The 14454-nt window shown below is 68.9% G+C and carries 9 protein-coding genes; 3 read left to right on the top strand and 6 right to left on the bottom strand.

What is annotated here, in order from left to right:
* Positions 1 to 2: 2 nt before the first annotated feature.
* On the bottom strand, positions 3 to 1589 hold the full coding sequence (locus SSP29_RS10060; protein ID WP_089100196.1) for an ABC transporter substrate-binding protein: 1587 nt from the start codon (positions 1587 to 1589) through the stop codon (positions 3 to 5).
* A gap of 247 nt (positions 1590 to 1836) precedes the next feature.
* Between SSP29_RS10060 and SSP29_RS10055 the strand changes: the two genes are divergently transcribed.
* On the top strand, positions 1837 to 2406 hold the full coding sequence (locus SSP29_RS10055; RefSeq protein WP_245883061.1) for an Lrp/AsnC family transcriptional regulator: 570 nt from the start codon (positions 1837 to 1839) through the stop codon (positions 2404 to 2406).
* 241 nt (positions 2407 to 2647) lie between these two features.
* Here SSP29_RS10055 and SSP29_RS10050 read toward each other — a convergent pair whose 3' ends face one another.
* Positions 2648 to 3019: a DUF6479 family protein gene (locus SSP29_RS10050; protein WP_150133878.1), complete on the bottom strand. Its 372-nt coding sequence runs from the start codon at positions 3017 to 3019 to the stop codon at positions 2648 to 2650.
* A gap of 216 nt (positions 3020 to 3235) precedes the next feature.
* Here SSP29_RS10050 and ctaD point away from each other — a divergent pair, with 216 nt between their 5' ends.
* Positions 3236 to 4921, top strand: coding sequence for an aa3-type cytochrome oxidase subunit I (ctaD, locus tag SSP29_RS10045; RefSeq protein WP_089100194.1), 1686 nt, complete (start codon positions 3236 to 3238; stop codon positions 4919 to 4921).
* Positions 4918 to 5322, top strand: coding sequence for a cytochrome c oxidase subunit 4 (locus SSP29_RS55265; RefSeq protein ID WP_089100193.1), 405 nt, complete (start codon positions 4918 to 4920; stop codon positions 5320 to 5322). Before ctaD ends, SSP29_RS55265 begins: the two co-directional genes overlap by 4 nt.
* Here the strand turns inward: SSP29_RS55265 and qcrB are convergent.
* From qcrB to SSP29_RS10020, 4 genes are all read right to left on the bottom strand, one after another.
* A complete protein-coding gene (qcrB, locus tag SSP29_RS10035; RefSeq protein WP_089100192.1) occupies positions 5240 to 6775 on the bottom strand; it encodes a cytochrome bc1 complex cytochrome b subunit in 1536 nt (511 codons plus the stop codon). The genes SSP29_RS55265 and qcrB overlap by 83 nt on opposite strands.
* Before the next feature lie 1166 nt (positions 6776 to 7941).
* Positions 7942 to 8925: a tetratricopeptide repeat protein gene (locus SSP29_RS10030; protein WP_089100191.1), complete on the bottom strand. Its 984-nt coding sequence runs from the start codon at positions 8923 to 8925 to the stop codon at positions 7942 to 7944.
* Positions 8922 to 13376 carry a P-loop NTPase family protein gene (locus tag SSP29_RS10025; protein ID WP_089100190.1) on the bottom strand — a complete coding sequence of 1485 codons (4455 nt, stop codon included), beginning with the start codon at positions 13374 to 13376 and terminating at the stop codon, positions 8922 to 8924. The genes SSP29_RS10030 and SSP29_RS10025 overlap by 4 nt, the downstream gene beginning before the upstream one ends.
* The gene (locus SSP29_RS10020; protein ID WP_089100189.1) at positions 13373 to 14206 is read right to left on the bottom strand and encodes a hypothetical protein; all 834 of its coding nucleotides are present in this window, start codon (positions 14204 to 14206) and stop codon (positions 13373 to 13375) included. Before SSP29_RS10020 ends, SSP29_RS10025 begins: the two co-directional genes overlap by 4 nt.
* Positions 14207 to 14454 lie beyond the last annotated feature (248 nt).

Here is a 14454-nt window from a genome sequence, read left to right as displayed (position 1 = left end):
GCTTACTTGGCACCCAGCGCGGCGACATCGATCGTCCATACGGGGTTGTAGGCGACGCCGGTGACGGACGCGGCGGAGACGGTGTTGCGGCTCGGCTGCATCAGCGGGACGAAGGGGCCGTCGGTGTTCAGCCTGGTCTGGATCTGCTCGTACAGCGTCTTGCGGGCGTCGTCGCCGATCGTGGTGGCCGCCTTGTCGCCGAGCGAGGTGAGGGCGGGGTCGGCGCCGGCCTTCCAGCCCGCGCGCAGGCCGACCAGGTTGCCGGGCAGGAAGGCCAGGTAGTCGCTGGGATCCGGGTAGTCCGGGCCCCAGTACCAGAGGCCCAACTGCTCCTTGCCGTTGCGGTAGTTGTCCAGTTCCGTGGTGGTCGGCGCGGGCGCCAGCGTGACGGTGATGCCGACCTCCTTCAGCTGTGCCTGGACCCGTTCGGCGAGGGTCTGCAGGGACAGGCCGTCGACGGTCAGGTCACTGGCGTAGCCGAGGGTCACGGACGGCTTGCTGATCCCGCTCGCCTTCAGGGCCGCCTTCGCCCCGGCGAGGTCGCGGCCGGCGGCCTCGGAGCCGGGCAGCGCGCCGAGGAAGGTGGAGGGGATGATCCCGGCGGGCTGGACGGAGCCGGTGCCGGCGAGTGACAGCAGGCTCTTGTAGTCGATGCCCTTGCGCACCGCCTCCGCGAACTTCGCGTCGGCCGTCGTACTGCTGACCTTGGTGTTCTGGTTGAGCAGCAGGAAGATCACGTCGGAGGACGCACCGCTGTCCACCTTGAGCCCGCCGCCGAGCCCGCTGACCTGGTCGGAGGTGAGGTCGAGGGCGATCTGGCTGTCGCCGCGCTGCACGTTCAGCTTCTGGGTGGGCGCCTGGACGTTGCGGAGGACGATCTTGTCGTACGTGGGCTTGTCCGAGCCGGTGTACTCGGGGTTCTTCTTCAGGACGACCTGGGTGTTGGTGTCGAAGGAGGTGAGCGTGTACGGGCCGGAGCCGGCCGACGTGGTGTTGAGGTACTTCTCCGCCGCGTCCGCCGGGGTCGCCGAGCCGCCGTGGGCCTGGACCGTCTTCGCGCTGAGGATGCCGAGCGCGGGGTTGGGGAGGATGAAGGGCAGCGCCGGGTTCGCCTTCTTGGACACCAGGGTGACGGTGGAGGCGTCCGTCTTGGTGACCGTGACGCCGTCGAGCAGGAACGACGGGTTGCCCTTGAGCGCGATCACCCGGTTCAGCGAGAACACCACGTCGTCGGCGGTGACCGCGCTGCCGTCCGCGAACTTCGCGCCCGTCCGCAGGTGCAGCGTGAGCGTCTTGCCGTCCGTGGACTGCTCGTACGAGGAGGCCAGCCCCGGCACCGGCTTGGTGACGTCGCCGCCCTTGAAGGTCAGCAGCGTCTCGTAGAGCGCCTTGTCCACGATCTGCCCGGTCGGCTCGAACTCACGGCCAGGGTCGGCGGTCTTCAGGTTGAACGAGGTGTCGAGGACCAGGGTCTTGCCACCCGAGGAGCCGGAGGTACTCGTGCCACCGGAGCAGGCGCTGAGGGCGAGCGCCGCGACCGCGACGAGAGAGAGTGCCGCCGGGTACGACCCGGCACTGAATCTGGGCATGCGTGCCTCCGTGAGCAGGGCGGAGCGGAAGAAGGCCGGGCGGGTGGCGGGTGCGGGCGGGCGCCGGGAGGTCGACCTGGACGATTCGCCGTTAGGGTGGGCCGAAACTAACCAGGACTCTCGGCCGACGGGACCACCGCGAGACGAAAATCGACGGAGAGGCGCGAACATGGAAGATCAGTCCACCCCAGAGCCCCCGGGTGAACGGCGCTCTGGACGGATCGGCATCGGCCTTGCCCTGGATTCGGTGCATTTCAAGATCCTCGACGTCCTCCGCGCCCAGGGCCGCATCTCCGTCGCGGCCCTTGCGGATCGCGTCGGCGTCTCCCGCGCGAACGCCTACACCCGCCTCGAAGCCCTCCGCGCGGACGGCGTGATCAACGGCTTCAGCGCCCGCGTCGACCACAGCCGGATCGGCCTGGAGATCTGTGCCCTGATCTTCGTCACGGTCCGCCAGGAGCTGTGGAAACAGTTCCGCACCGCGCTCGCCCAGATGCCGGAGGTGGAGTACTGCGCCGTCACCACCGGCCAGCACGACGCCATGATCCAGATCCGGGTGGCCGACGTCTCCGCCGTCCACCGCCTGGTCACCGACCGGCTGTCCACCATTCCCGCGGTCCGCGCCACCGAGACCGTGATCATCCTCGACGAGGTGCTCCGCCGCCCCTACGTCCTGCCGTCCGTGCCCCGCCCCACCGATGCGGCGCCGGGCACCCCTCAGGACACCCCCGGAGCGAGCCGGTTCGGCATGACCCGCTTCATCCGCGCCGCCGAGGGACGGGCCGACCTCCAACGCGCTTCCGAGCCGGAGGAATGAGCGAAGGCTGTCACGACCCATGTGTGCCCGCGCAACGATGCCCATGACCGGACACCGGAGCGAGTCGAAACCGGGGTGCCGACCGCCTTGCACGGGCACCACCGCGTCGTGCCCTCGGTGTGCCCAACAGGACCCGGCACCGAGGGCGTGCGGCTCTACGCGCCCGGGGAACCTTCTGCCGGGGCCGCGTGGGTGAGACGGTGCTCAGCGGCCCGTCGTACGCAGGGGGCCGCCGGCCAGGTCACGTCGCGCCGTCGCCTCCGCCGCCGCCGAAGGATCCGCTGGAGCCGTGCTGCCAGCGCGGGCGGGTCTGGTTCTCGCTGGGCCTGCTGGGGGCGTTGCCGAGCTGGTGCGGGGTGAGGCGGTCGTGGTCACCGGTGGCCCGGGGCACCTCGTTCGGTTCGCGCATGTTCTGTTCTTCGCGCACCGGTCCCGAGGGCGGCGGTGTGGGGTGGTCACCGCGGCGAGGGGGTGCAGGCTCCTTGCGCCGTACGCCGATAGCGAGGCGTACGGCGGCCACCAGTGCGGCCGTGACGAGCAGGCCGCAGACGACGATGATCACCATCCCCGCCGCCGGGCCGGCGGCGGCCAGTCGCTCATGGGTCGTGTGCATGGGCGCCGAGTACCCGCTGTCCGGCAGCGAATGCCATGGGAAGAGGCGTGGCTGACGTGGTGTGCGCGTGGTCGCCGGTAGCGTCGCCAAGGAGTGGACAAACACGCATGTATCAGCCATGCCGGTGAGGGGTGCCCGCGCGTGGGAGCCGACGGTCTGCCGGGACGGCGAGCACCCACGAGGCGCTTTCCGCGCTCGGCTCGGCTGAGGAGGAGCATGAGCGAACTGTCACAGCGGGCCGGTAGTAGGGCCGGTAGTAGGACCGGGTCTCCTGTCGCTCCGGCGCCGCTGGGCCGCGGGCTGCTGGCGTTGACCGGTACGGCCGATCACAAGGTGATCGGCCGTCTGTACATGGTGACGGCGTTCTGCTTCTTCCTCCTCGCCGGTCTGCTCGCCCTCGGCATGCGTGCCGAACTCGCCCGCCCCAGGCTCCAGTTGATGAGCCAGGACGTCTACAACCAGCTTTTCACCATCCACGGCACGATCATGATGCTGCTGTTCGCGACCCCGATGTTCGCCGGGTTCGCGAACGCGGTGATGCCGTTGCAGATCGGCGCCCCGGACGTGGCGTTCCCGCGGCTGAACGCGTTGTCGTACTGGATGTACCTGTTCGGCGGGCTGATGGTGGTCTCCGGGTTTCTGGTGCCGGGGGGCGCGGCGTCGTTCGGGTGGTTCGCGTACGCGCCGCTCAACAGCGCGTACTACTCTCCGGGCGCGGGCGCCGACCTGTGGGTGATGGGGCTGGTGGTGACCGGCGTGTCGACCACGCTGGGCGCGGTCAACTTCGTCACGACGATCCTGTGTCTGCGTGCGCCGGGCCTGACCATGTTCCGGATGCCGATGTTCACCTGGAACGTGCTGTTCACGTCGGTCCTGGTACTGCCGGCGTTCCCGGTGCTCACGGCCGCGCTGCTGGCGCTGGAGTGCGACCGGAAGTTCGGCTCGCACGTCTTCGACGCGCACAACGGCGGGGCGTTGCTGTGGCAGCACCTGTTCTGGTTCTTCGGGCATCCCGAGGTGTACATCGTGGCGCTGCCGTTCTTCGGGATCGTCTCGGAGATCATCCCGGTGTTCTCGCGCAAGCCGCTCTTCGGCTATCTGCCGATGATCGGGGCCACGACCTCCATCACCATGCTGTCCGCGGTGGTGTGGGCGCACCACATGTTCGCGACCGGGGCGGTGCTGCTGCCGTTCTTCTCGGTGATGTCGTTCCTGATCGCGGTGCCGACCGGGATCAAGTTCTTCGCCTGGATCGGGACGATGTACCGGGGTTCGCTCTCGTTCGAGACCCCGATGCTGTGGTCGGTGGGGTTTCTGGTGTCGTTCCTGCTGGGCGGGTTGAGCGGGGTGCTCCTCGCGTCGCCGCCGCTCGACTTCCATGTCACCGACTCGTACTTCGTGGTGGCGCATCTGCACTACGTGCTCTTCGGCACGGTCGTGTTCGCGATGTTCGCCGGGTTCTACTTCTGGTGGCCGAAGTTCACCGGGAAGATGCTCGACGAACGGCTGGGCAAGGTGCACTTCTGGCTGCTCTTCCCGGGTTTCCAGCTGACCTTCCTGGTGCAGCACTGGCTCGGCGAGGAGGGGATGCCGAGACGGATCGCCGACTATCTGCCGGCCGACGGGTTCACCCTGCTCAACACCCTGTCCTCGGCGGGCGCGTTCCTGCTCGGGATCTCCACGCTGCCGTTCCTCTACAACGTCTGGCGTACGGCCCGCCGGGGACGGCAGGTCGAGGAGGACGATCCCTGGGGATACGGACGCAGCCTGGAGTGGGCCACCTCCTGCCCGCCGCCCCGGCACAACTTCGTGGCACTGCCCCGGGTGCGGTCGGAGTCCCCGGCGTTCGACCTGCACCATCCCCAGATCGTGCGGCAGGCGGAGCGGGAGGGGCTGCGGTGAAGGCCGAGGCACTGCTCTTCGGCGGGGTGGCCGTCTTCTTCGGTGCGTCCGCCGCGCTCTACGGCGTGTGGTCCGACGCCGATCCGGCCGGTACGGCGGCGCTGATCGTGGCGTTCGGGATGGCGGCGCTGGTGTCGTTCTTCTGCGCCACCCAGTACGTCCGGCGCGGCCCGCGCGCGCAGGACCGTACGGACGCGGAGGTGGCGGACTCCGCCGGGCCGCTGGAGTTCTTCCCGCCGCACAGCCCCTGGCCGATCGTCACCGCGTTCGGGTTCGCCGTCGCGGCGGTGGGGGTGGTGTTCGGGCTGTGGCTGTTCCTCATCGGCTTCGGCGTTCTGGCTCGGGGTGTTGCCGGGCTGGTGTTCCAGTACGCGAGCCGGGGGGCCGGTCAGGAGGACTGAGCGGCCTGCGCGGGGCCCCCGGCCGGAACGACGTGACCGGGCGGTGGCCGCTCTCGTAGCTGCCGGCCAGGGTCTGCCGTACCTCCCCCGTCTCCTCGCCCTCGGTCAGCAGTTCCTGCTCCGTGTGCAGCAGCGCGCGGCACACCGTGCGGGTCACGAAGAAGGCGGCGACCGGGGCCACGATCAGGGCGACCCGGAAGATCCACGTCAGGGCGTTCACCGAGATCCGGAAGCTCAGGGCGATGACGTCGTTGCCGCCGGCCAGCAGCAGCACGGCGTAGCAGGTGACGCCCGCGGCGCCGAGGCCGGTACGCACGGGCCGTTCGCGTGGCCGGTCGCCGAAGTGCTGCTCCTGGCCGTCCTCGCCGGTGAGCCGTTGCTCGACGAAGGGGTAGGCGTACAGGACGAGGAAGAGCAGCGCGGGCAGCACGACGGCCGGCAGCAGGACGTTCCACATGAGGGTGTGCCCGGCGAGGTTCGTCTCCCAGGGCGGGACGAGGCGCAGCGAGCCTTCGAGGAAGCCGACGTACCAGTCCGGCTGGGAGCCGGTCGACACCTGGTCCGGTCGGTAGGGGCCGTACACCCACACCGGGTTGATCTGCGCGACTGCGGCGAGCACCACCAGCAGCCCGGAGACGGCGAGGGACAGACCGATCGAGGAGGCCGCGAACTGGGGGTAGAGGGGCTTGCCGGTCACGTTCCTGTTCGTGCGTCCGGGGCCGCGCCACTGGGTGTGCTTCAGGTAGAACACCAGCATCAGATGGACGGTGACCAGGGCGAGCAGCGCGCCGGGCAGCAGCAGGATGTGCAGGGTGTAGAGCCGGGGAACGATGTCGTGGCCGGGAAACTCGGAGCCGAACACGAACATGGCGAGGTACGTCCCGACGACCGGGATCGACAGCATGATGCCCTGGGCGATCCGCAGACCGGTGCCGGAGAGCAGGTCGTCCGGGAGCGAGTAGCCGGCGAAGCCCTCGGCCAGGGAGAGCGCGAAGAGGGTGACGCCGATGACCCAGTTCATCTCGCGCGGCCTGCGGAAGGCGCCGGTGAAGAAGACCCGCAGCAGGTGCACGCCGATCGCGGCGACGAAGACCAGCGCGGCCCAGTGGTGGGTCTGCCGCATCAGCAGGCCACCGCGGACGTCGAAGCTGATGTGCAGGGTCGAGTCGAACGCACCGGACATCAGCGTCCCGCGCAGGGGTTCGTAGGGGCCCTCGTAGACCACCTCCCGCATCTCGGGCTGGAAGAAGAACGTCAGCCACACGCCGGTCAGCACCAGCACGATCAGGCTGTAGAGGGCGATCTCGCCGAGCAGGAACGACCAGTGGTCGGGGAAGGACTTGCGGATCAGCTGCCCCGCCCCGTCATGGACGGGCAGCCGGGCATCGGCCACGTCGGCGAACCGCTCGCCCCGGCCGCGTACCTCCGCCTCGTCCTCGCCCGCCCCCGTCATACGGCGGTCACCATGGCGCCGGCGCTTTCCTCGCATCGCACTGGACCCACGGGACGTCCTCCTCCGGACCGGGTGCCGTCGCACTCTCGCCATCCCTTGCCCGAGAGGCGCGGAGCGAGTACCGCACCCCCACGAAACACTCGCGCGGCAGGACCTCGGCACCCGATCGGACGAGCCGCCGGAGACGGTTCCATCGTCGGGTCTCCGGTCTCCCGGTCTCCCGGTCTCCCAGGGGCGACGATGCCGACCGGAGGCGCGGCCCCCATCGCGGTGGTCGTCGTGCTGATCGCCCTGGCTCTCGTTCCGCACCCGTCCGGTTGCATCCACCCATTTGCACACTCGCCGTCCGGCCCGGCTCTTGTGGCCACCCGTCGAGGAGGTGGCGGGACAGAGTGCTCCGCGACGGGCGATGGTGCGGGCATCTGCGGCCCGCCGGGCGCATGCCATCCGTCCATTCCCGCACTTCCGGGTGCCCGGCATACGCGAATCCGCCTGTCCGGCCAGGCTTCTCTGCTTCAGCCCATGTGCCGGAGGAGCCGCCCGAAAAGCGCCGGACGTCTCACCCCGGCGGTTCTCCTCACGGATCGTTCATGGTCGGTCGCTCAGCCGTATGCTTCAGCAATGGTGTGTCCACCTGCCGACGCCCGCACCCGGGCCCTGAGCACCCTTCGGCCGCAGCGCAGGACATCCCTCAGCCTCCGATCGGAAGGCGTGCCCATAGCGTGCCCTTAAGACCGGTCAACTACGGTCAACATCGGTGCGATCTCGCCTCTGCCGACGCCGCGTCGGAGCACATACGTACAGGTCAGGCGCATCCCGGCTCCCCAAGCGCCGTCGCTTCCCAAGCTGAGAGCGCGAGTTCGATTCTCGTCACCCGCTCCATGAGAAACTCCCAGGCCAGAGGCCCGGGGGTTCTTTGTTGTCTAGACCGGTGGGCGGTTTGCGCACCACAACCGCACCCTTAGGCCAGGGCGACCTCCCCACGGTGGTGCGCAGGGTTGTCCTTGTGGTGCTTCGCGCGCTCCGCAACGCGGCCTTCTCGGAGAAGTGCCCGGCGCGAACCATCGCGCCCAGCCCCGTGGGCCGCGCCGGCCTGGCAACTGCCCGCGTCCACGAGGAGTGTGGGCGGTTCCATGGCGCGCACGGCGCCGTGCGCGCCGAGACGGTCAGAAATCCGGGTGCACGATGCCCTCTACTTCATCAGCTTCCTCGTTGAGCCCGAGCGCGCGGAGGTTCTCCGTCAGACGACTGCGGGCGTGTGCTGTGCTTGAGTGGTCCTTTCCGGCCAGGCTCTCGAATCTCGGCAGCAAGTCTGCGTTGATGGCGCGTGCCTCCTCGTACTCGCCGAGCTCGTGCAGAGTCTTGGCGATGCCCGCCTCCGCGTCGAGCGTCTCAAGGGAGTTTTCCCCCGACACCCGTCCGTACCTCCGGTGAACGTCCTGGTACAGCGTCAGCGCCCTCTCGTGCTCCCCGAGCTTGCGCAGGCAGGCCGCGAGGTTGAAGGTGGCCAACATCGTCGTGCGGTGATCCCTGCCGAGTCGTCGCTCACATCGCCGTACGGTGTCGCTGTACAGCTGGAACGCCGCAGAGTAGTCCTTGAGTTGGCCTAGGCACGCACCGATGTTGCAGGCCGCGAGAAGGGTATCGGGATGGTCGTCACCGAATTTCCTGGACCTCAGTTGAAAGATCCTTTCGAACACCGGCTGGGCCCTTTTCGCATCGCCCTCTGCGTGCAGGCACGCGGCAAGTCGTTCAGCGGCCTGGAGCGTGTCGATGTGCGACTCTCCGATCCGCGCTTCCCACTCGCTGTGGATGATCTCCGCCAATCGGACGCCGGTCTTGGCGCCGTCGGCTGCGTAGAGGTAGCGGAGGACACGGATCAGCAGGGACCGGAAGCGCTCCGGTTCGCTGCTCGGGGCATCGACCTCGCTGAGATAGCCGAGGAGGGTCTGTACGTCCGTCGTGATCAGTTTGTACGAAGTCCAGGAGTGCGGATTGTCCGGGTCGAGGTCAGGCAACGCCGCGAGCCGGTCGCGGGCGGCCCGGCACACCGCGGCCAGTCCGGCCGGGTCCACTGCGGTATCCGTGCGGAACAGCTCCAGGACGTCCGCGTGCGCCCTCTCCACCACAGGGTCGACAGAATGTGTCATGCCGCCTGCCTCCCGTCCCCGGGGCCGCCGGCGAGGCGCACCAGCCGGACGCCGTCCACGACATCGGGTGCCACGCCCTCGGGGGAGGTGCAGGCTAGCCCTTGGGCGATGGCCGCGCCGAGGACGGCCACCGCGTCGGTGTCCAGCGTGCCGATCAGGACGTCCGGTGCGTGTTCCAGCATTGACATCGCGAAGGGCCAGTCCGACGAGGTGACTTCGTAGAACGTGCGCATCGCGACTGCGGGCGCACGCTCCAGCAGGACGGGAAACAGGCGTGCCACGACGTCGTGGGGAATCCAGGTCTCGCCGGCCCAGGCGAACTCGCAGCGTTCGGCTTCGTGCAGGAGAGCGACAGGATCCACCAGGTCGCCGAGGAGCGGCGATTCCGCCAGGATGGCCAGTGTGTCCAAGCCGGTCGCGGAACCGTCACGGGCTCTCGCGATGACCGCAGCGGCCAGCTCACGAAGTTCGTGCCGGTTCTCCTGCCTGGCCTCCCCGGCGAAGGCGAGCAGTCCGGCCGCCGCCGGCAGTGGGCCTTCGTCCAGCATCTCCCTCAGCCGACGAGTGAACGCGGGGCTGAGGGGGGCTCCGGGGACGGGAGTCACGAGGTCCACGGCGGCGGCGTAGACCGGGTCGTCCAGGCGCACTTGCGGCGCGTGGAAGCTGTAGCCGGGCACCTCACGGGCGATCCGGTACTCGTGGTACGCGGCTGCGGCCAGCACGATCTTGGCCATCGTGTCGTCCCGGACCAGGTCCCGTCCCGGGCTGAGGTTCCGCATATGGATTTCCCTGGCTCCCTGAAGTGGGCGCCTGTTGTCCATCACATCGGTGGCATACACCTCGGATACCCACAGAGCCGCTGCATTCACCCGTGCGCGGGCCAGGTAGGGCAGCCCCTCGATTGCCCGCCAGTCCTCCTTCCGGCATCCCAGGGCGAGCAGGGCGAGTTCGAAGCGGACCCGGTGATCAGGACGTGCGTATGCCCATGCTTTGTCCTCCGTGTCGTCTCCGAGAGCGGATGTCCACCGGTAGCGCGGTAGTTCACTGAGCGCGCGATCGATTTCCCTGGAGAACATGTCCGCCTCAGGTGTGTGAGGGGCGGTGCCGCCGGGGCCGTGTGCCATCCGGTGCAGTTCCGCGAAGCCGATGGCTCGCTCCCCGGGATCCGCGAGCGAGCGGATGAGGGCGCCGGCCCGTGAGAGATCTCGGCGCGCCAACCGCCCCGCGAACCGGCGCACCACTCTGGCCATGCTGCTGTGCGCGCCGAGTTCGACGGCGCGGACGACATCAGCCGGATGGCGATGGAAGTGTCCTCGCGCGCGAGCGGCCCAGTCATGGCTCATGTTGAACTGCGCCAACATGCCGTCGATGTTCAGCTGTGCCACACGGTTCCAGGAGGAACGTTCGTTCGACTCGGACGACGAAGTCATGAAGTAGCGGCCGTAGCCGCCGCCCCCTCTGAGAGGTGCGGGGTGTTTCGCGCTCCCCAGCACCTCCTCAAGGATGGTGGTGGCTGGTCCACTCTGGCCTTGGGCAAGGTGAAGGTGGGCGATTCCGGCAAGGAGCGAATAGCGGTCCTCGCCAAAGAGTTCCTGGGCCGGGACCGCGGTTGCGGCGTGGTCACGCCACCACCAGTCGTCACGCCAGGTGGTGGCGGTGATGCCCCTGGCCATCTGCGTTGCCCGGGCAAGGTCGTACTCGGCCATTCGCTCCACCACTCTGGTCAGGTCGTGGTCGCGGTCCAGGCTGAACGTTATGTGCGCATCCGGATCCTCGGACGGCCCGGGGATGGCGGCGTGGTCACGTTCCAGGAGCCGGAGTGCCTCGGCCGGGCTGGACTGCCCGATCGCCTTCATGGCAGCGAACCTCGTCCCGTCGTCCTGGGTCGCTGCGAGGTACGGGGCCACAAGACTCCGCGCACGCTCGGGCACCCCCCAACGAACCCATAGCCGAGCACCGTCGAGAGCGACCCAGTGGTCAGGGGAGCAGGTGTCCAGGCGGGCCAGCACAAGGCGAGCCGTAATCCGGTCCACGTCCTCCAACACGCATGCGGCCCTGACCAGTTGGGCAGCGAGGCCCTCCTCTCGTCCGGCTGCGAAGAGCTGCACGCGCACTTCAGCGAGGAAACGCCGGCTGGTGTCCGGATCGTGCGCCGCCCATGTGGCGGCCAGTCGTGCCAGCGCCAGGACACGGTCCGCCGGTCCGGCGGACTCCAGGGACTTCTCGGCCTCCCGCAGCAGTTGGACGGCCCCTGCGGGGTCGGCGCGTTCCGCCGCGTCCAGGTAGTCCCCCCAGCGCTCCGCGCTGATCTTGCGGATGAGGGTGTGGGCTCTGTCCACATCCTGCTCGGCGGCCGCGGCGAGGCGGTACAGGGCATCCGGCTCCTGCGCAAGGCGGCCCGATCGCGGCGACCTCTCCTGTCCCCACCGCCACAACCGCAGCGCGCGATCGAGATCGTGAGATGCCAGCAGTCGTGCGGTCACTTCGATCGCACGGTCCGCGTCGACGTTGGGGCTGAGAGGATAGCTGTCTGTCGGAACCGTAAGCGCGGACTCGACCAGCAGGTCCAGCAGTTCGTCGGTCGAGGGCGTGTCGGTCCCAGGATGTGCGTACTGAAGGATCTCCGCGAACGCCGTGACCTGCCACAGCGACGGCGTGATCCCGATCGCGTGCTCCAGCGCCTCCTTGACGCGCCCCATCCGGGCCAGCAGCCCGATCGCCCGTGGCGGCAGGGCATTGCTGGACTGCGCCGCCTGGTGGCGCACGACTCCGAGGTACGTCATCGCGGGTAGCCCGGTGGCGATGGTCGCGCCGTCGGCGACATGGTGGGCGACGCTGTCGACTAGTTCGAGAAATCGGCGCTCGGCCCCGAACTCGCGTCTGACGGCGCTCCGCAGACCGGGGCAGACCATGTCGACGGCCTCGGCGGACAGGCGCGGCCCAGCCTTCAGGACGTGGGCGACGAGATGGGCAAGACCGTAGTGGTCCACCTGTAACCAGTCCAGGTCCCCCCAGTTCGGCGCGGTGCCCCGGTAGTGGTGGGCGATCCGCTCGTGCCATCTGGTCTCGTCGACCCAGCACTCCGGGTGTTTCTCGCGGGCTTCCTGTCCGGCGAGGAACTCGTTGACCGAGGTGTGGAAGAAGGCGATCCGGTCGCTTCGGCGGTCCAGCAGCCAGCGCAGGCTCGACAGGACCTTCTGTGCGGGTTCTTCCGGTACGGGCGTACCGGACAGGGCGGTGAGCTGGTCCTCTGTCAGGGCCTCTCGCGCGACGGTGAGGACGCCGATGATCGGCAGGCCCACCCCTTCCCAGCCGCCCGGCTCACTGGTCCCGGGCACCCTTGGCCATGGCGTGAGTTCCTCGCGCACCAGCTCCACGAAGAACCCGTACAGCCCGGGCAGACGGCCCGGCACGCCGCTGAAGGCGAGCAGCCTGTCGACCATCTCGTCGTCCTGTTCCTCGGCGGCGTCGATCAGCGCCCGCGCGTAGGTGGCCAGGTACAGGAAGTTTCCGGCGGCCCTGCGGACGGCATGCCGCTTGGTGCTGCCGGGGAGGCTGCCTCTGGCCCGTTCGGCGGCGAGGACGGCGGGCCTCTCCAGGACGCAGTCCGCGTACGTGCGGAGATCGCCCACGACCTGGGGTGAGCCGGCGTCGATGACCACCTCGGTGAGTCGGTCCTCCCGGGCGGCCCGGAACAGCCGGAGCCCGGCGTGGGGCCGGGAGGTCATGACCACCTTGACGTTGGCGGGCAGTTCGGGGGAACGGGCCAGCCAGTGCAGGACCCTCTTCCTCGGCTCCGTCGTGTCGTCGTCGGCTATCTCGTCCAGCGCGTCGAGCAGGATGACGATCCTGGCCTCGGGGTCCTGTTCGGCCAGCACCTGCGCGGGTCCGATCAGCGCCAGGTGGGCCAGATTGTCGGAGTCGAGGAGACGGGGTTCCAGATGAGCCATGCCGATCTCGACGCCGGTGGCCCTGCCCGCAACGTCACGGATGCGCTGTTCGACCTCCAGGGTGGCGGTGCGGTGGAAGGGGGAGACCTTCAAGTCGTCGATCCTGATGCCGATGACCCGGCCCTCTGCCGCCACGGAGTCGATGTGCTGCTGGACGACGACCGAGAGGCGTTCGAGTTCGAAGAGTTCCGGGCGTTCCCTGGCGAGTTGGTGTCCGATACTCAGCAGGAACGACTCGGTGTCGCCGCCGGTGACCGCGGTCCGGCTGTCCCGTCTGAAGAAATAGCGGAGCCGGTCGGGGTGGGCCCGCGCGATGCCGGCGAGCAGGCTGGTCTTGCCCGCTCCCGGCTCGCCCGTCACCAGGACGTACTGGCCCTCGTCCGACTTCAGTGCCTGCTCGATCTCGTCGTACAGCCATGCACGCTCGACGAAATTCGCCTCCGTACGGGCCCGGATCACGTCCTCGAAGGCGCGGCGCGGGCGGGGGGTGTGGGCGGTCACTGATTGTCTCCGGCGGCACGGAGGTCCACACCGATCACTTCTCCGTCCCGCGCCACGCGACCGATGTCAGCGATGGCCTCGATGGGGTTTCCCACAGCCCCCTCCGCACGCACCGCGACCGCGCGCCCCTGCACGTTGTTCACCTTCACCTTGCTCCGCACCGGGTTCGCGTACCGCGGCTCCCCCTCCAGTACGGCAGGACTCAGGTCCACCTGCCGTACATCGGCGCCCGGAAGCCAGATCCAGGCAGCCCCCCGGTACTCCTTCTCCTTGACCGGCACTTCCCGGAACTCGTTCTCCTGGACGGTTGTGTACGCCTTCCCCTGTACGACGTCCCGGAAGACGGTCGCCGACAGTCCGACCGCCAGTGGGGCCTCCGGCAATTGATCCAGGGCGGCGCGCAGGGCCGCGCAGTCGCGGATGCGGCCGATCTCGACCGGTGCGCGGCCGGCGAAGCCGTTGGCGCCGGGCGAGGTCTCGCCGAAGTGGACGGCCGCCCTGAGCCTCAGCCGTGCATCCGGCACCCGGTCGAGGTTGAAGGCCCGCAAACTGGCGTACAGACTTCGCATGAAGGCGTCGACCAGGGCAGGCTCGGAGGCCCCCTCGGGCAGGACCGCGAACAGCGAGTCCCCGCCCTCCTGTGTCAGCCATGCCTTGCGGTCCAACCCGGCAGCATCGGCCGCCAGTTCCAGCAACCGCGCGATCGCTTCCTGGAACTGGTGCTGCCTGACCGTGTCGGCCCCGCCGTATCCCTTCGCATCGACGGCCAGCAGCAGTCTACGCCCGAAGGATCCCGTATCGCCCGACTCGTTCTTACCGTTTCTGGTCATGACACCTCTCGGTACACGTACTTCGGGGGGATACCGGCGCTTCACTCAACCCCGCTGCAAACCAGTGGGGTTGCTCCACAACAGCCCGGCGCCCGCTCCCCCCTTGCGGGCGCCGGCAATTGAAGTCGTACATCCGAGTCCCGGTGGGGACCCTGTATTTCCACGGGGTTCCGCGTGGTTTCACGGAATGCCGGGATCTCCTGGGACTCGCGAGGTTCGTGCAGCGAGCAGAAGGACCGTGTACTGCC

Source organism: Streptomyces hyaluromycini, from assembly GCF_002217755.1.
GTDB classification, from domain to species: domain Bacteria; phylum Actinomycetota; class Actinomycetes; order Streptomycetales; family Streptomycetaceae; genus Streptomyces; species Streptomyces hyaluromycini.
The sequence above is the reverse complement of the archived record's forward strand: the minus strand, read 5'-3'. Positions and strand labels throughout refer to the sequence as shown.

What these genes read in the sequence shown, in the direction of transcription:
- SSP29_RS10030 (WP_089100191.1), bottom strand. Translation starts at nt 8,925, where the DNA reads ATGACACATTCTGTCGACCCTGTGGTGGAGAGGGCGCACGCGGACGTC.
- SSP29_RS10020 (WP_089100189.1), bottom strand. Translation starts at nt 14,206, where the DNA reads ATGACCAGAAACGGTAAGAACGAGTCGGGCGATACGGGATCCTTCGGG.
- qcrB (WP_089100192.1), bottom strand. Translation starts at nt 6,775, where the DNA reads ATGACGGGGGCGGGCGAGGACGAGGCGGAGGTACGCGGCCGGGGCGAG.
- SSP29_RS10060 (WP_089100196.1), bottom strand. Translation starts at nt 1,589, where the DNA reads ATGCCCAGATTCAGTGCCGGGTCGTACCCGGCGGCACTCTCTCTCGTC.
- ctaD (WP_089100194.1), top strand. Translation starts at nt 3,236, where the DNA reads ATGAGCGAACTGTCACAGCGGGCCGGTAGTAGGGCCGGTAGTAGGACC.
- SSP29_RS10050 (WP_150133878.1), bottom strand. Translation starts at nt 3,019, where the DNA reads ATGCACACGACCCATGAGCGACTGGCCGCCGCCGGCCCGGCGGCGGGG.